Annotated in this window: 15 protein-coding genes; 8 read left to right on the forward strand and 7 right to left on the reverse strand. The window is 72.7% G+C overall.

What is annotated here, in order from left to right:
* Positions 1-653: 653 nt before the first annotated feature.
* Together GA0070608_RS12645 and GA0070608_RS12650 are read right to left on the reverse strand one after the other, a co-directional pair.
* Positions 654-1454: a class I SAM-dependent methyltransferase gene (locus GA0070608_RS12645; RefSeq protein ID WP_091627236.1), complete on the reverse strand. Its 801-nt coding sequence runs from the start codon at positions 1452-1454 to the stop codon at positions 654-656.
* 23 nt (positions 1455-1477) lie between these two features.
* On the reverse strand, positions 1478-2239 hold the full coding sequence (locus GA0070608_RS12650) for an SDR family NAD(P)-dependent oxidoreductase (RefSeq protein ID WP_091627241.1): 762 nt from the start codon (positions 2237-2239) through the stop codon (positions 1478-1480).
* Between the two features lie 180 nt (positions 2240-2419).
* On the opposite strand from GA0070608_RS12650, the gene mshA reads away from it, so the two are divergent.
* The 3 genes from mshA (at position 2420) to GA0070608_RS12665 (ending at position 5535) form a co-directional block, all read left to right on the forward strand.
* On the forward strand, positions 2420-3784 hold the full coding sequence (mshA, locus tag GA0070608_RS12655) for a D-inositol-3-phosphate glycosyltransferase (RefSeq protein ID WP_091627245.1): 1365 nt from the start codon (positions 2420-2422) through the stop codon (positions 3782-3784).
* 119 nt (positions 3785-3903) lie between these two features.
* A complete protein-coding gene (locus tag GA0070608_RS12660) occupies positions 3904-4485 on the forward strand; it encodes a type III secretion system chaperone family protein (protein ID WP_091627248.1) in 582 nt (193 codons plus the stop codon).
* Positions 4486-4674: 189 nt separating this feature from the next.
* Complete coding sequence (locus GA0070608_RS12665) at positions 4675-5535, forward strand: hypothetical protein (RefSeq protein WP_245716102.1); 861 nt, start codon at positions 4675-4677, stop codon at positions 5533-5535.
* Between the two features lie 572 nt (positions 5536-6107).
* Here the strand turns inward: GA0070608_RS12665 and GA0070608_RS33395 are convergent.
* Positions 6108-7586, reverse strand: a complete 1479-nt coding sequence (locus GA0070608_RS33395) for an MFS transporter (RefSeq protein WP_245715776.1) — start codon at positions 7584-7586, stop codon at positions 6108-6110.
* 313 nt (positions 7587-7899) lie between these two features.
* A complete protein-coding gene (locus GA0070608_RS12690) occupies positions 7900-9294 on the reverse strand; it encodes an MDR family MFS transporter (protein ID WP_091627262.1) in 1395 nt (464 codons plus the stop codon).
* A 150-nt stretch (positions 9295-9444) separates the two neighbouring features.
* Between GA0070608_RS12690 and GA0070608_RS12695 the strand changes: the two genes are divergently transcribed.
* Positions 9445-10212 (forward strand): phosphoglyceromutase, encoded by a 768-nt coding sequence (locus GA0070608_RS12695; RefSeq protein WP_091627266.1) that lies wholly within the window; start codon positions 9445-9447, stop codon positions 10210-10212.
* Between the two features lie 62 nt (positions 10213-10274).
* On the opposite strand, the gene phoU is transcribed toward GA0070608_RS12695, so the two are convergent.
* Positions 10275-10928 carry a phosphate signaling complex protein PhoU gene (gene phoU / locus GA0070608_RS12700; RefSeq protein ID WP_091627270.1) on the reverse strand — a complete coding sequence of 218 codons (654 nt, stop codon included), beginning with the start codon at positions 10926-10928 and terminating at the stop codon, positions 10275-10277.
* 199 nt (positions 10929-11127) lie between these two features.
* Here phoU and GA0070608_RS12705 point away from each other — a divergent pair, with 199 nt between their 5' ends.
* Positions 11128-12414 carry a sensor histidine kinase gene (locus tag GA0070608_RS12705; RefSeq protein ID WP_091627275.1) on the forward strand — a complete coding sequence of 429 codons (1287 nt, stop codon included), beginning with the start codon at positions 11128-11130 and terminating at the stop codon, positions 12412-12414.
* Positions 12415-12438: 24 nt separating this feature from the next.
* On the forward strand, positions 12439-13122 hold the full coding sequence (locus GA0070608_RS12710) for a response regulator transcription factor (RefSeq protein WP_091627278.1): 684 nt from the start codon (positions 12439-12441) through the stop codon (positions 13120-13122).
* 56 nt (positions 13123-13178) lie between these two features.
* Here the strand turns inward: GA0070608_RS12710 and GA0070608_RS12715 are convergent, their stop codons facing one another.
* A complete protein-coding gene (locus tag GA0070608_RS12715; RefSeq protein ID WP_091627283.1) occupies positions 13179-13988 on the reverse strand; it encodes a DUF3109 family protein in 810 nt (269 codons plus the stop codon).
* A 74-nt stretch (positions 13989-14062) separates the two neighbouring features.
* Here GA0070608_RS12715 and GA0070608_RS12720 point away from each other — a divergent pair, with 74 nt between their 5' ends.
* On the forward strand, positions 14063-15007 hold the full coding sequence (locus GA0070608_RS12720; protein ID WP_091627286.1) for a Ppx/GppA phosphatase family protein: 945 nt from the start codon (positions 14063-14065) through the stop codon (positions 15005-15007).
* Positions 15008-15089: 82 nt separating this feature from the next.
* Positions 15090-15896, forward strand: coding sequence for a sugar phosphate isomerase/epimerase family protein (locus GA0070608_RS12725; protein ID WP_176733712.1), 807 nt, complete (start codon positions 15090-15092; stop codon positions 15894-15896).
* A 68-nt stretch (positions 15897-15964) separates the two neighbouring features.
* Here the strand turns inward: GA0070608_RS12725 and GA0070608_RS12730 are convergent, their stop codons facing one another.
* Positions 15965-16537 (reverse strand): CGNR zinc finger domain-containing protein, encoded by a 573-nt coding sequence (locus GA0070608_RS12730; protein ID WP_091627292.1) that lies wholly within the window; start codon positions 16535-16537, stop codon positions 15965-15967.
* Between the last annotated feature and the right edge of the window lie 18 nt (positions 16538-16555).

Raw genomic sequence — 16555 nt, forward strand, 5'->3', positions numbered from 1 at the left:
CCCACCCCGCCCTGCCCCCGCGTGACCCGCTTGCCCGCCCCCGCGTGACCCGCTTGCCCGCCCCCGCTTGACCCGCACCGAGACCGACCGGTTGTTTGTCTGTGCCGGCCGACGAGTTGCGGGTAGAGGTGGCCTCCGAACCGGGTATGGGCCAAACGCCGAGACCTCGCCCGCGCCCGGACAGGTCGCGACTCCCGCGTCCGAACCCGTCGAACGGGTGCCGTACATGGCCCCGACGAAGGTGAGGTCCGCAACGCCGGGGTCCTGTGCCTCAGCTGAGCCCCACGGGTGGAACACCATGGTTGTCACCGAAAGCCTTTGACACCCATGGTGTTCCACCCGTCACGACCGATCCGCGTTCAGCTCCGCGCCGCCCGGGCATGCCCGGCCCCGCCCACCCCGCCCTCATTCCGTTCCGCCCCTCGTGCCCGCGATCTTGCATTTTCGGCCCCTTGATTGCGCAAATTGCCGCTTATGTCGGGGCTAGAAGTGCAAGATCGCGGGTGACGGGGTGACGGGGTGACGGGGTGACGGGGTGACGGGGTGACGGGGTGACGGGGTGACGGGGTGACGGGGTGACGGGGTGACGGGGTGACGGGGTGACGGGGTGACGGGGTGACGGGGTGACGGGGCGAGCGGGCGGGGGAGCTGGGTCAGGGGGTGGGGGAGATCTGGGGCCAGGGGAGGGTGAGTTCGCCGTGGCGCCAGCGGCGGGGACCGTCCAGGATCGGCCAGCCCGCCTCGCGGACGGTGGACACCGTGCGTAGCCAGCGCTGGCGGGGGCCGTACGGGGCGTAGCCGGCGGCGGCCTGCCAGGCGTCGTCGAGGGCGCGGATCAACTCGTGGATCCGCTCACCGGGGACGTTGCGGTGGATCAGTGCCTTGGGCAGCCGTTCGGCCAGCTCCGCCGGGGTGCCCAGGGTGGTGAGCTTCGCGGCCAGGGTGAGCGTACGGGGGCCGTCGGCGTCGATCAGCAGCCAGCCGCCGAGCCGCCCCAACTCGTCGCAGGTGCCCTCGACCAGCAGCCCGCCCGGGGCCAGCCCGGCGGTCATCGTGCGCCAGGCGTCGGCGACCTCGTGCTCGTCGTACTGGCGTAGGACGTTGAAGGCGCGGACCAGGGCGGGACGGAGCCCGGCCAGCTCGAACCCGCCCCGGGCGAAGGTGAGCCGGGGCGGGTCGGCGGACGGCTGGGCGGCGGCGACGCGTACCGGATCGATCTCCAGCCCGACGACCCGCACGTCGGGGCGGACCGCGGCGGCCAGCCGGGCGCGCAGCTCGACGGCGGTCACGGGGCTGGCGCCGTAGCCGAGGTCCACCACCAGCGGGTCGGCCGCCGCGCGCAGCGCCGTTCCGCAGGTCTCGACGATCCAGTTGTCCACCCGGCGGAGCCGGTTGGGGTTCGTCGTGCCCCGGGTCACCACGCCGAGCGGCCGGTGCCGCCCCGTGCCCGCCATCGTCCGCGACCGTCCGGACCGGGTCAGCCGACCCGGTGCACCTTGTGCTGGGCGGCCTGGGCCAGCGGGCGTACGACGAGGCGGTCCACGTTGACGTGCTGCGGGCGGGTCGCGCACCAGGCGATGCAGTCGGCGACGTCCTCGGCGACCAGCGGCTCGGCGACGCCGGCGTAGACCGCTGCCGCCTTCTCGGTGTCCCCGCCGAAGCGGACCAGCCCGAACTCGTCGGTCCTGACCATGCCGGGGTCGATCTCGATCACGCGCACCGGCCGGCCGGAGAGTTCCAGCCGCAGCGTGCCGGCGATCGCCGTCTGTGCGTGCTTCGCGGCGGCATAGCCGCCCCCACCTTCGTAGACGGTGAAGCCGGCGGTCGAGGAGACGACCACGATGGTGGCGGCCCCGGACGCCTCCAGGGCGGGCAGCAGCGCCTGGGTGACGCGCAGCGTGCCGAGCACGTTGACGTCGTACATCCACTGCCAGTCACCGACCGACCCGGACTCCACCGGGTCCAGGCCGCGCGCGCCGCCGGCGTTGTTGACCAGGAGGGTGACCGGTCCCAGGGCCGCCGCCGCCCGGGCCAGGCCGGCCACCGACTCGTCGGAGGTGACGTCGCAGGCCACGGCGGTGGCCGCGCCTCCCGCCGCCTCGATTTCGGCCACCAGGGCGGCCAACCGGTCGGTACGCCGCGCGGCGGCGAGCACGTGGAATCCCTCGGCGGCGAGCCGGCGGGCGGTGGCCGCCCCGATCCCGCTGGACGCTCCGGTGACGACGGCGACAGAGGTCATCCGGCCATTCTCCCCCGAACTCCCGGGCCGGGTGCCGGCGGCGCGGTGATGAGGTCCGTCACGCCCGGGGGTTGTTCCGGGGCATTACCAGTGCCCGATGGGGAAGATGACAGCCGCCGGGGACGTTGTCCGAAAAGCGCCGGGCGTGCGGACGGCATCAACCGTGACAGAGGAGCGGATGTGGCGGAGTTGCACACCGGTGTGGGTCGTCAGCGCGGTGCGCGCCCGTGGCCCCGCCCTCGGCGGATCGCGACGCTCTCGGTACACACATCACCCCTGCACCAGCCTGGCACCGGCGACGCCGGCGGCATGAACGTCTACATCCTGGAGGTCGCCCGGCGGCTGGCCGAGGCGAACGTCGAGGTGGAGATCTTCACCCGAGCGACCTCCGGCGACCTGCCTCCGGTGGTCGAGACGGCGCCCGGCGTGCACGTCCGGCACGTTACCGCCGGCCCCCTGGAAGGGCTCACCAAGGAGGAGCTGCCGGGGCAGCTCTGCGCCTTCACCGCCGGTGTGCTGCGCGCCGAGGCGTCCCGGCCGCCGGGCCACTACGACCTGATCCACTCCCACTACTGGCTGTCGGGGCAGGTCGGCTGGCTGGCCAAGGAGCGCTGGGGGGTGCCGCTGGTGCACACCGCGCACACGCTGGCGAAAGTCAAGAACGCCCAGCTCGCCGCCGGGGACCGGCCCGAGCCGAAGGCCCGCGTCATCGGCGAGGAGCAGGTGGTCGCCGAGGCCGACCGGCTGGTCGCGAACACGGCGGTCGAGGCCCGTGACCTCATCGACCGGTACGACGCCGAGCCGGCCCGGGTCGCGGTGGTCGAGCCCGGCGTGGACCTGGACCGGTTCCGCCCGGCCACCGGGGACCGCGATCGTGTCGCGGCCGACGCCCGCCGCCGGCTGGGGTTGCCCGTCACCGGTTACGTGGTGGCCTTCGTCGGTCGCATCCAGCCGCTGAAGGCCCCGGACGTGCTCATCCGCGCGGTGGCCGCGCTGCGGGAGCACGACCCGTTGCTCGCCGACGAGGTGACCGTGGTGATCTGCGGGGGCCCCAGCGGCAGCGGGCTCGACCGGCCGACCGCCCTGATGGAGCTCGCCGCCACGCTCGGCGTCGCCGACCGGGTGCGTTTCCTGCCGCCGCGGACCGGTGACGACCTGCCCGCGCTGTACCGGGCAGCGGACCTGGTCGCGGTGCCGTCGTACAACGAGTCCTTCGGCCTGGTCGCGCTGGAGGCACAGGCCTGCGGTACGCCGGTGGTGGCCGCCGCCGTCGGCGGTCTGGTGACCGCCGTGCGGGACGAGGTCAGTGGCGTGCTGGTCGACGGCCACGACCCGGTCGACTGGGCCGGTACGCTCGGGCGCCTGCTGCCGGACGGGCTCCGCCGCGCCGCGCTGGGCCGGGGTGCCGCCCGCCATGCCCGTGACTTCTCCTGGCACCGGACCGCCTCCGGGCTGCTCGCCGTGTACGGCGAGGCGATCGCCGCGCACCGGGCCCGGCTCGCCTCCGAACTGGCCGGCGGTCCCGCGATGTCCTGCTCCTGGTGACCGGTCCGCGTCGGCCGCCGTCATCGGTGCCGGGGCGTCGTCTGCCGTCATCCGGTGACCGGTCCGCGTCGGCCGCCGTCATCCGGTGGCGGGGCGGTGGCGGCCGTAAAGTGGATCCGATGAGTGGGAAGAGTGATCTTGCGGCCCTGATCGAGTCGGTCTGCGACGAACGGGAGCTGGTCTGGGAGTCGACCGGACCGGGCTCATACGTGGTCACGCTGCCGGGTACCCACAAGTTGAAGACGGTCTGCAACCTGATCGTCGGGGAACACGCGCTGCGGATCGAGGCGTTCGTGATGCGCCAGCCCGACGAGCGGCGCGAGGAACTGTGGGCCTGGCTGTTGCAGCGCAACGCCCGCATGTACGGGGTGTCGTTCTCCGTCGACGGGGTCGGCGACGTCTACCTGACGGGTCGCGTCAATCCCGCCGGGGTCGACGCCGACGAGCTGGACCGACTGCTGGGCTCCGTGCTGACGTACGCGGACGAGTCCTTCGACACGATGCTGGAGATCGGCTTTGGCAGCTCGATCCGCCGGGAGTGGGAGTGGCGGGTCAAGCGGGGCGAGTCCACCGCCAACCTCGCGGCGTTCGCGCACCTCTTCGAGCCGTCCCCGGGCGGTGCGGGGCCGACGGGGAAGCCAGGCGCCGTCGCAGACGTCCCGGGCACGGGTGCCCCCGTCGGAGGTTCGGACCGGTCCTGACGGGTATGCCGCACCGCGCGGTGCGGCACTGGGATCCGCCGCGCGCCGAGGACCAACTGTCGAGGAGCGTGAGCGTCCATGGCTCAGCGGAACAGCTCAGGTCGCGGCGGGACTGCGACCAGGACGAAACGGCAGGCGGGCAACCAGACCCCGAACACCCCGACGATCTCCGAGTCCGATATCTCCCGGATGAGGGTGGACGAGATCCGGGGACAGCTCCGCAGACGCGGGGTCGCCGGCATCTCCGCCCTGCGCAAGCCGGAACTGGTGAAGACACTGGCGAGGACCCTGCGGGCGGAGCGCCCCTCAGGTGGCGCCGCGCGCCGCAGCACCGGGCCCGCTGGCCGGGCGACGGGCGTACGGGCGTCGGCCGGGCGTGCCGCCGCCACGAAGAAGGCGGCGGGCAGGTCTGCCGCGAGCCGGTCGCAGGCGGCGGCGACGAAGGCTCCGGGCCGGTCGCAGGCGGCGAACAAGGCCGGCCCGGCGAAGAAGGCGGCGGGCAGGTCTGCTGCGGGCCGGGCGCAGGCGGCGGGCAGGTCCGCCCCGGCGAAGAAGGCTCCGGCCAGGAAGGCCGCCGCGAAGGCGGCCCCGGCGAAGAAGGCGACGGCGGCGGCCCGGAAGTCCACTGCGGCCGGCGCGTCGACGTCGGCGGGCACGACAGGCGGCGGTACGGCGACCGGGGTCCGGACCGGGCGGAGCACCTCCCGGTCGGTGCGTTCCTCGCAGCTCATCTCGTCCACCGCCGATCGGCCGGAGCGCCCCGGACGCAGCCTGGTGACCACGAACCACGACGTGATCCAGCGTTGGGCGCGGGAGCGCGGTGCCAAGCCGGCGACGATCGCGGGCACCGAGCGGGAGGGCCGGGCCGGCGTGCTCACCTTCAACCTGCCCGGTTACCGGGAGAGCAGCCGGGTGCGCGAGATCACCTGGGACGACTGGTTCCGCACCTTCGACGGGCGGAAGCTGAACCTGATCTACCAGGAGCAGCTTCGCGACGGCCGGCAGAGCAACTTCTTCCGTACCGAATCGCCTGATCGTGAGGACGGCTGACGTGTTTGGGGGAATGGCCGACGGGTATGCCCTGTTGGCCATGACCGAGGCCCGAGGCGGTGACACCCCGGTGGGACACCGGGGCTGTGACCGGCGAGACAGGCGATCCAGGTTGTCTTCGTAATACCGGGCGAACTAGCTTTATTGCACTGCGCCACGCTCGGAACCGTTCGGGGGAGCGGTGGATCGATCAGATCCGTGCACCGAGCGAGACGCAGGGGACGGGTGGAACAACACCGTTGGGGGACGGTGGCCACCTGTTTGGACCGGCGGCGCGAGCGGGCGACGCCTACGGGGGTGGGCTTTGCCCGCCGCCGCCGGTCATACGGTGCGAACGCCCATCGCGATCACGAGTCGCGATGGGCGTTCTGCTGTCTCCTCACCCTGGCACAGCCCCTCCGCGCCGCCCCTCCGCGCCGCCCCTCCGCGCCGCCCCTCCGCGCCGCCCCTCCGCGCCGCTCCTCCGCGCCGCCCGTCCGCGCCGCCCGTCCGCGCCGCCCCTCCGCCTCCGGCCGCGTTGATCATGAGTTTGGCGGTGATGTCGATCTCCTCGGCCGCAGCCAACCCCATGATCAACGCACCGGGGTGGGGGTTGGGGGTGGGAGGGGGGTGGAGAGCTGGCGGAGGGCGGCGACGCGGCGTTCGCGGGGTGGGCCGGCCAGGAGGTGACAGCCGGCGGCCAGCAGTCCCAGCCCGCCGACGATCAGCCAGTGCCGGTCCCCGAGATACTGGAGGCTCACCCCGCCGAGGGTGGGCGCCACGAACGACGCCGCCGGGAATGCCAGGTAGAACACCGACTGGTAGCGGGCCCTCAGCTCGGGTGGGGCGAGGTCGGCGTTGATCTGTGCGTTGGGCGGCGCGGCGAGCATCTGGCCGACGGTCCAGACGACCGCCGCAGCCAGGTAGACCGCCACGTCGTCGGCGAACGCGAGGGTGGCGAAGCCGAGCGCCAGCAGCGCGGTGGAGACGGCCAGGACGCGGTCCTTGCGGTGTCGATCGATCAGTCGCGGTACGAAGAGCTGCCCGAGCACGATCAGTACCCCGCCGAGCGCCACCACGGCGCCGTACGCCGACGGTCGCAGGCCGTCCGACCGCATCGCCAGGGGCATGATCGTCGACGTCTGCATGGTCAGCACGGCCAGCACGAAGGTCAGGCCCACGAAGGTGAGGAAGGTGCGGTCGGTCAGCGCGGTGTGCAGCCCAGGCTGTCGCTGCCGTCCCCCCAGCCCTTCCCGTCCCCCCAGCCCTTCCCGTCCCGCTGGCCCTTCCCGTCCCGCTGGCCGTGGCCATCCCACCAGCCGGAACCGCCCCGGTAGCCGGAACCGCCCCGGTAGCCGGAACCGCTCCGGCAGCTGCGGCGTCCCCGCTGCGCTGTCGAGCGGCCCCGACCGAAGATCTTGGACACTTTCCGTCCGGTCTGAAAGGAAAGTGTCCAAGATCGGCGCGGGGGCAGTGGGGCGGCGGGGAAGGGTCTCCGGGACCTTCCAGGCGATGACGGCCGCCGCGAGCAGAGTGGCGGCGGCGTCGACCAGGAAGAGCGCGACGAAGCTCGCCTCGGCGAGCAGGCCGGCCAGCAGCGAGGCCATGGCCATGCCCAGGTTGAACGCCCAGAACTGGAGGTTGAAGGCCCGGGAGCGACGCTGTTCGGGCACCACGTCGACGATCGCCGCCACGAAGGCGGGGCTGGGCATCGAGTGGGCCACCCCGACCAGGGCGGCGAGCGCCGCGATCATCACCAGGTGCCGGCTGAAGGCCAGCCCGACCATCAACCCGGCGGTGGCCAGGTGAGCGGCGATCAGAGTGGACCGCCGCCCCCACCGATCGGCCAGCACCCCGCCGAGCAGCACACCGGCGGCACCGCCCAGCCCGTACGCCCCGACGACCGCCCCGGTGAGCCCTTCGCTCGCGCCCCGCGCGTCGGTCAGGTAGAGCGACAGGAAGAGCATCGCGAAGGCGCCGGCACGGTTGATCAACAGTCCGGCCCAGAGGTACCAGAAGGTGGCGGGGAGACCGCCTGCGGTGTCGTCCAGCCAGCGGCGCAGGGCCCGCACCCGTCCTCCCGACAGTTGTGTTTCCTAACCGAATCGCCCTAGACCGTAGGAAGCCCAGGGCTGCCGCGCCAGAGTGTCGCTGGTCACCGCGCTCCGGTGGGCTCCGTCGCCCGCCCCGGACCCACGACCGGCAGGTCGCCACCACCGCGCATGGGCTCTAGCGCCTCGACCGGTTGGTCGCCGCCCCGCGTGGGTTTCATCCCCTCGATCGGCAGGTCGTCCCCCCGCGTGGGCTTCACCGTCTCGACCAGTAGGTGGTCCCCCCGCGTGGGCTTCACCGCCTCGACCAGTAGGTGGTCGCCCCGGGTGGGCTTCACCGGCCGACCGGCAGGTGGTCGCCGCGTGTGGGCTTCACCGGCTCGGCGGGGGCCGTCGCCGCCGCCTCGGCGGCCTCCGGGACTGGCGGCTTGATCGCCACCACGGGTACGACAGGACCGGTGGCTGTCCGCAGGGTGACCGCCCGCCGTTCCCGGGCCGGGCCGGAGATCAGGTGGGCGAGCGCCATCAGCCCACCGATGACGGCGCAGCCGAGCCAGAGTTGGGCATTGCCGGCCTGCTCCCGGACCAAACCGCCGAGGACCGGCGCGACGGCGGCGGCGGCCTGCCAGGAGAGTGAGAAGACGCCCTGGTAGCGGCCCCGCAGTTCGGCGGGGGAGAGTTCGGCGATCAGGGTGGCGTTGGACGGCGAGTTGAGCATCTCGCCGACCGTCCAGATCAGCACGGTCAGGCCGTAGAACCAGGCCACGTCGGCGAAGGCGGTGAGCCCGAACCCGACACCCATCACCACCGAGGCCAGGGCGAGCACGTGCGACCGGCTCCGGCCCCTGATCAGTCGGGGTACGAAGAGTTGGCCGACCACGATGAGCACCCCGTTGAGCGCGATCACCGAGCCGTAGGTGGCGGGGCTGAGGCCGGAGTCGCCCATCGCGATCGGCAGCATCGAGATGTGCTGGAGGAAGACCAGCGCACTGAACAGGTTGAGCGTCACGAAACCGAGGTAGACCCGGTCACGCAGGATGGTGCGCAGCGCCCCGACCGGAGCACCGGCCCTCTTCTGGCCGCCGACGCCGACGCCGACGCCGACGCCGACGCCGACGCCGACGCCGACGCCGACGGGGGCTCGCCGGGTCTCGCCGACCTTGGCGAAGATGATCAGCGCGGTGATCACGGTGGTGGTCGCGTCGACCACGAAGAGCAGCAGGTAGCCGGCCTCCGCCGCGAGTCCGGCGAGGATCGCCGCGCTGGCGAAGCCGAGGTTGATCGCCCAGTAGTTCAACGAGAAGGCGCGCAGCCGGTCCTTCTCCGGCACCACGTCGATCACCATCGCCCCGAACGCGGGCCGGGCCGCCTCGGCGAACATGCCGAGCAGCAGGGCGCCGAGCGCCACGGCCCAGAGTTCCCGGGCGAAGCCGAGGGCGAGCATCATGGCTGCCGCGCCGAGGTGTGCGGTGAGCAGGGTGGGCCGGCGGCCCCAGCGGTCGCACAGCGTACCGCCGACGGTGGTGCCGACCGCGCCGCCGACGCCCCACAGGCCGAGCACGAGCCCTGCCTGCGACGGGGAGAAGCCGCGCTCCTGCGTCAGGTAGATGGCCAGGAAGACCAGGACGAACGAGCCGAGCCGGTTGATCAGCGTGCCGGCCCACAGGTACCAGAAGGTGACCGGCAGGCCGCCGGTGGTGTTCCGGAACCAGCCCTGCATCGTCCGCACGTCGGCGCCCCCGCCCCGTAATGACCGCCATGATTATTGCGCCTTACAACCTAGTGTCAGGCCCGATGTCCGGGCAGCGCATTTTCCACGTGGTGGTCGTCACGACCACTGCCCGCGCGTCGCCCGGCGGCGTGCGGCAGGATGATCGGCATGACTGCTAGCGAGGGGCCCACCGTCGGGACGCTGGTCCTGCTGCGGCACGGCGAGAGTGACTGGAACGCCAAGAACCTCTTCACCGGCTGGGTCGACGTCGACCTGACCGAGAAGGGCGAGAACGAGGCGCGCCGCGGCGGCGAGCTGATGCGCGAGCACGGCCTGCTGCCGGACGTGGTGCACACGAGCGTGATGCGCCGCGCGATCCGCACCGCCGAGCTGGCGCTCAACGCCGCCGACCGGCACTGGATCGCCGTGCGCCGGTCGTGGCGCCTCAACGAGCGGCACTACGGCGCCCTACAGGGCAAGAACAAGAAGCAGACCCTGGAGGAGTACGGCGAGGAGCAGTTCATGCTCTGGCGCCGCTCGTACGACACCCCGCCGCCGCCGATCGCCGACGACGACGAGTTCTCCCAGGTCGGTGACCCGCGTTACGCGCTGCTGCCGAGCGAGCTGATGCCGCGTACCGAGTGCCTCAAGGACGTCGTCGAGCGGATGCTGCCGTACTGGTACGACTCGATCGTGCCGGACGTCCTGGCCGGCCGTACGGTGCTGGTGGCCGCGCACGGCAACTCGCTGCGCGCCCTGGTCAAGCACCTGGACCAGATCTCCGACGAGGCGATCGCCAAGCTCAACATCCCCACCGGCATCCCGCTGCGCTACGACCTGGACCCGCAGTTGCGTCCGCTCACCCTGGGTGGCACGTACCTGGATCCGGCCGCCGCGAAGGCCGCCGCCGCCGCGGTGGCCAACCAGGGCCGCTGACGTAGGTGTAAAGAAGGGCCCTTTCCTGACGCATCGCGTCGGGAAAGGGCCCTTCTTGCGCCTCAGCCTGGGGTGGGGGTGGGTTCGCCGGTGATCAGGTAGACCACGTGCTCGCCGGCGTTGACGGCGTGGTCGGCGAAGCGCTCGTAGAAGCGGCCGAGCAGGGTGGCGTCGATGGCGGTCTCCACCCCGTACGGCCAGTCCTCACCGAGCAGCAGCCCGAACAGGTTCCGGTGCAGGTCGTCCATGGCGTCGTCGTCACCGTCCAGTTCGGCGGCGAGGTCGGCGTCGGGCCTGGCGAGCACCGAGCCGATCTTGATGGCCATCCGGTCGGCGGTGGCGGCCATCTCGGTGAAGGTCGGCCGTAGTTCTGCCGGCACGGCGGGCGACGGGTGCCGGCGCAGGGCCGTCTTGGCGACGTGTTCGGCCAGGTCACCCATCCGCTCCAGGTCGGCGGCGACGTGCAGCGCGGTGATCATCGCGCGCAGGTCGGAGGCGACCGGGGCCTGCCGGGCGAGCAGGTCGCAGACCCGCTCCTCGACGTGCCGGTAGAGGTTGTCGATCTCGGCGTCCCGCTCGATCACCGTCTCGGCCGCCCGGCGGTCCGCGGTGAGCAGGGCGTGGGTGGCCTGCCGCATCGCGGCCCGGACGCCCTCCGCCATGTCCACCAGCAGTTGGCTGACGATCTGCAGGTCAGCACGGAACTCGTCGCGCATTGTCACGTCCTGTGGTCGGTGGTCGCCGGCCCGGGGCCGGCGGGGGAGCAGGTGCGCCGCCCACGGTAGGTCGGTCGGGCGGACCGGAGGTGAACCTCGGTGAACGACGCCGGACGCGGGGGTGAACTTTCCCGGAAGCGAAGGTGATTCAGCCTATTTATGTGGGTTGACAGGTTAACAGTGACCCTACGATCGCCAGGTGGAATGGGCGGTGACGGTCGCGGTGGCCGTGGGGCTGGCGGTCGGGCTGATCGCCGGGGTGTTGCTGCCCCGGCTCGTCCCGGTGCTCGGCGAGCGCGCCACGCGGACGGGGAGCCGGTCCGGCTTCCCCTTCAGTAGGGGGAGGCTCCAGATATCCGAAGATCCGCAGTCCGGGATCGACCGTCGGACCATCGACTCGCTCCGGGCCGGTGTGGTCGTGCTCGACCCCGACGACCTGCCCGTCCTGGTCAACCCCGCCGCCCGTGCGATGGGGCTGCTCCGCACCGGCGCCACCCCCGGCTCGATCGCCGCCCACCCGCTGATCCGTACGCTCGCCGGGCAGGTGCGGCGCACCGGCGTGCGGCGCGAGATCGAGCTGGACCTGCCGCGGGGCCGTGACAACGCCGAGGTGAACCCGCTCGGGGTGCACCTGAGGGCGCTGGGGATCGGGGCCGGCTTCATCGCCGTCGAGGCCTCGGACGTGACCGAGTCGCACCGGCTGGCCCGGGTTCGCCGCGACTTCGTGGCCAACGTCAGCCACGAGCTCAAGACCCCGATCGGGGCCCTCCAACTCCTCGCCGAGGCGCTGCTGGACGCCACCGAGCCGGCCGGGGCGGGCGCGCCCGACCTCTCCGAGGACCTGGTCGCCGCCCGGCGGTTCGCCGAACGCATCCAGCACGAGTCGACCCGGCTGGGCCGCCTGGTGCAGGAGTTGCTGGAGCTGACCCGGCTCCAGGGCGCCGAGCCGCAGCCGCCCCCGGAGCCGGTCGCGCTCGACTGGGTGATCGCCGAGGTGATCGACCGGACCCGCACCTCCGCCGCCGCCCGCCGGATCGAGGTGACCGTCGACGCCGAACGGGGCCTGACCGTCCACGGCAGCGACACCCAGCTCGCCACGGCCGTGGCCAACCTGGTGGAGAACGCCGTCAACTACTCGGGCGAGGACACCACCGTGCGGATCACCACCCGCGCCACCGCCGAACACGTGGAGATCTCCGTCGCCGACCAGGGCATCGGGATCGCCCCGACCGACGTCGACCGGGTCTTCGAGCGGTTCTACCGGGCCGACCAGGCCCGGTCCCGGTCGACCGGCGGCACCGGCCTGGGGCTGGCCATCGTGAAACACATCGCCGGCAACCATGGCGGACGGGTCGAGGTGTCGAGCACTCTTGGTGGTGGGTCGACGTTCACCCTCCGGCTTCCCACCCGTCCTCCGGACGAGGTCCTGGCGACACCGCCCACCGCTGGGATCGAAGCCGGTCCGGCCGAGCTCCGGCAGGTCTGACAGCACATGGAAAGGAAGTCCCCGTTGAGCCGCGTTCTGGTGGTCGAAGACGAGGAGTCGTTCTCCGACGCTCTGTCGTACATGCTTCGCAAGGAGGGTTTCGAGGTGTCCGTCGCCTCGACGGGACCCGCCGCCCTCACCGAGTTCGACCGGGCCGGTGCCGACATCGTGCTGCTCGACCTGATGCTGCCCGAGATGTCCGGCACCGAGGTGTGCCGGCAACTCCGGCAGCGCTCGCACGTGCCCATCATCATGGTCACCGCCCGGGACAGTGAGATCGACAAGGTGGTCGGCCTGGAGATCGGCGCCGACGACTACGTGACCAAGCCGTACTCGCCCCGGGAACTGGTCGCCCGGATCCGGGCGGTGCTGCGCCGGCAGAGCGCCGAGGCCGCCGAGTCGGGTGGCCCGACGCTGGCCGCCGGGCCGGTCCGGATGGACATCGAGCGGCACGTGGTGACCGTCGACGGCACCCCCGTCCAGCTTCCGCTCAAGGAGTTCGAGCTGCTGGAGCTGCTGTTGCGCAACGCCGGCCGGGTGCTCACCCGGGGGCAGCTCATCGACCGCGTCTGGGGGGCCGACTACGTCGGCGACACCAAGACCCTCGACGTGCACGTCAAGCGGCTGCGCTCGAAGGTCGAGCCGGAGCCGTCCGCGCCGCGCTTCATCGTCACTGTCCGGGGTCTGGGCTACAAGTTCGAGCCCTGATCGGCGTACGCACGAAGGGGCCCGCGCCGTGCGCGGGCCCCTTCGTCGTCGGTCGGTCAGGCGGGGTCGGCGGGGTGCGCGGCGACCAGACCCTGCCGGCCGCGTGCCCCACAGACCTCGGCCAGCTTCGCGTACGCGGGGGCGCCGACGAGCGCGGTCAGCTCCGGGCCGTAGGTGACGTACATCGGCTCGGCGCCGACGTGCGCGTCGGTCGAGGAGGTGCACCACCAGTCCAGGTCGTGCCCGCCCGCGCCCCAGCCCCGCCGGTCGAACTCGGCCAGCGTGGAGACCAGCACCTTCGTGTCGTCCGGCCGCTTGACCCACTCCTGGTCGCGGCGGATCGGCAGCTGCCAGCAGACGTCCGGTTTGTATTCCAGCGGGTGTGCCCCGTCGCGCAGCGCCTGGGCGTGCAGGGCGCAGCCGGCGCCGGCCGGGAAGTCGGCGTCGTTGAGGAAGACGCACGGCCCGTCCGCCCCCTGGGTGGCGGTACGGCGGGCGGAGTTCTTGCCGTCGATGGTGTCGTTCTCGGTCCAGTTCTTGAACCCGCGCCGGAAGTGCTGCCACGTCTCGGGGCTCAGCCGCTTGACCGCGGCCCGGACCCGCTGCTCGTCCTCCGAGTCGGTGAAGAACGCACCGTGCGAGCAGCAGCCGTCGGCGGCCCGGCCGGCGACGATGCCATGGCAGCCCCGGCCGAAGATGCACGTCCAACGGGACAGCAGCCACGTCAGGTCGGCCCGGATGAGGTGGTTGTCGTCCGCCGGGTCGGCGAACTCGATCCACTCCCGGGGGAAGCCCAGCGGCACCTCACGACTGCGTGGGTCCGCCGGGTCGTCCACCAGCACGCGGAGTTCGATCTGGCCTGTCACTCGGCCCAGCGTACGCGCGGTGCCCGCACCGGTCCGCCGAGCCGCGCAAACCGGTTGGCCCTAGTGTCTTCAGCATGCGACTGGGTGTCCTCGACGTCGGTTCCAACACCGTGCACCTGCTGGTGGTCGACGCCCATCACGGGGCGCACCCCTGGCCGGCGCACTCGGAGAAGGTAGTGCTGCGGCTGGCCGAGCAGTTGGGCCCGGACGGCGCGCTCACCGAGCCCGGCGCGGACAGCCTGGTCAAGGCGGTCGGCATGGCCCAGGCGGCGGCCGTGGGGCTGGACGCCGACGACCTGATCGCGTTCGCCACCTCCGCCGTCCGCGACGCCACCAACGCCGCCGAGGTGCTGGCCCGGGTCCACGACGAGACCGGCGTACGCCTGGAGGTGCTCCCGGGTGCGGACGAGGCGCGGCTGACCTTCCTCGCGGTGCGGCGCTGGTTCGGCTGGTCGGCGGGCCGGCTGCTGGTGCTGGACATCGGCGGCGGCTCGCTGGAGATCGCGGCCGGCATCGACGAGGACCCGACCGTCGCGGTGTCCCTGCCGCTCGGCGCCGGCCGGCTCACCCGCGACCGGCTCCGGGTGGACCCGGCCACCGCGGCGCCGCCGTCGGCCGAGGCGGTCGACGAGCTGCGGGCGTACGTCGACGGGCTGCTGGAGCCGGTGGTCGCGCAGGCGACCGCGGTGGGCTGGGACCGGCCGGTGGCCACCTCGAAGACGTTCCGGACCCTGGCCCGGCTGGCCGGGGCGGCGCCCTCCGGCGCGGGCCTGTGGGCGCCCCGCCGGCTCACCCGCGCCGGGTTGCGGCAGGTGCTCGGGTTCATCCGGCACATCCCGCCGGCCCAGCTCGTCGAGCTGGAGGGGGTGAGCGCCGGCCGGTCCCACCAGCTGCTCGCCGGGGCGGTCGTCGCCGAGGCGGTGCTGCGCCGGCTGGACGTGGACGCGCTGGACATCTGTCCCTGGGCGCTGCGTGAGGGCATGATCCTGCGCCGGCTGGATCAGCTCGGTCCGGTGTGAGCGCGAGGCGGTCCGGTGTGATCTGGGCGGTTTGCGGCATCTCGTCGCGAGGCTTCGATCTACCCCGGCTACCCTCGATGGTGTGACTTCCCGCGTCCCGGTGCTCCTGTCCACGTCCTCGGTCTTCCCTGAACGGACGGCGGCGGCGTTCCAGTTGGCCGCCTCGCTCGGCTACGACGGCGTCGAGGTCATGGTCTGGACGGACGCCGTCAGCCAGGACGTCGGGGCGCTACGCGGGCTCGCCGAGCACTACGGCGTGCCGGTGCTCTCCGTCCACGCGCCCTGCCTGCTGGTCACGCAGCGGGTATGGAGCCCCGACCCGTGGGAACGGCTGCGCCGCTCGGCGGAGCTGGCGGCGACGCTCGGGGCACCCGTCGTGGTGGTGCACCCGCCGTTCACGTGGCAGCGGGAATATGCGCGCAACTTCGCCGACGGGCTCGCCACGATCGCCGCCGAGTACCCGGACCTGCGTTTCCCGGTGGAGAACATGTACCCGGTCCGGATGGCGGGGCGGCAGTTCGTGCCGTACGTCCCGGGCTGGGACCCGACCGCGACGGGGTACGCCTCCTACACGCTCGACCTGTCGCACTGCGCCGCCTCGCACACCGACTCGATGGCGATGGCCGACCGGATGGGCGCCAACCTGGCCCACGTGCACCTCGGTGACGGCACCGGCGAGGGCCGCGACGAGCACCTGGTGCCGGGGCGCGGCAACCAGCCCTGCGGCCGGCTGCTCTCCTCGCTGGCCGGGCGCGGGTTCACCGGCTCGGTCGCTGTCGAGGTCACCACCCGGGGCGCGAAGAGCCGGGCCGTGCGGGAGGACGACCTGCGGGAGGCGCTGGCGTTCGCCCGCGAGCACCTCGGCACCCCGTCCCCGGTCGACGCCTGAGCGCCGACCGACCCGGTGCCGGACGCGCCGACCGGCCGGTGCCGGACGCGCCCGACACCGGGCCGGCGTCAGACGACCGTGGTGAGGGTTTCCTTGCTGGCCACGCCGGCCTGCTCGCCGATGGCCGCGCGCTTGCGGGCGCGGTGGGCGGCCACGTGCGAGCGGGTGGCACAGCGTTCCGAGCAGAACCGCCGGCAGCAGTTGGACGAGGTGTCCAGGTAGACGTTGCCGCAGCGTTCGTCGGCACACACCCCGAACCGGGCGCTGCCGTACTCGCAGAGCCAGACCGACAGCCCCCAGACCGCGCCGGCCATGTATTCGGCGCTCACCGAGGCGCCCCGGCTGGTCACGTGCATGTGCCAGTCGTTGGAGTCGTGCCCGGAGATGCGGGGCTGCACCGGGAACGCCTCCAGCAGCGCGTTGATCTCGGTCACCGCCTGGGCGTCCCGCCCGGAGGTGCCGTACTCGAAGACGTCGCGCAGTCGCTTCTGCGCCCGCCGGAAGGTCGTCAGGTCCCGCTCCGCCACCTCGTCGCGCATCCACGCGTTTTCTTCGGGGAAGAGGGCCCGCAGGTCGTCGAGGTCGTCCAGGCGGGCGTTGACGAGGTCAACGCCGGTCCGGGCGTACGCGTCGAAGTTCACGCTCACAACCGTAGACGA

Source organism: Micromonospora peucetia (assembly GCF_900091625.1).
GTDB classification, from domain to species: Bacteria; Actinomycetota; Actinomycetes; order Mycobacteriales; family Micromonosporaceae; genus Micromonospora; species Micromonospora peucetia.

Coding starts and splice junctions, on each gene's coding strand:
- phoU (WP_091627270.1), bottom strand. CDS start 10,928: ATGCGCGACGAGTTCCGTGCTGACCTGCAGATCGTCAGCCAACTGCTG.
- GA0070608_RS12645 (WP_091627236.1), bottom strand. CDS start 1,454: ATGGCGGGCACGGGGCGGCACCGGCCGCTCGGCGTGGTGACCCGGGGC.
- GA0070608_RS12660 (WP_091627248.1), top strand. CDS start 3,904: ATGAGTGGGAAGAGTGATCTTGCGGCCCTGATCGAGTCGGTCTGCGAC.
- GA0070608_RS12665 (WP_245716102.1), top strand. CDS start 4,675: ATGAGGGTGGACGAGATCCGGGGACAGCTCCGCAGACGCGGGGTCGCC.
- GA0070608_RS12695 (WP_091627266.1), top strand. CDS start 9,445: ATGACTGCTAGCGAGGGGCCCACCGTCGGGACGCTGGTCCTGCTGCGG.
- GA0070608_RS12720 (WP_091627286.1), top strand. CDS start 14,063: ATGCGACTGGGTGTCCTCGACGTCGGTTCCAACACCGTGCACCTGCTG.
- GA0070608_RS12650 (WP_091627241.1), bottom strand. CDS start 2,239: ATGACCTCTGTCGCCGTCGTCACCGGAGCGTCCAGCGGGATCGGGGCG.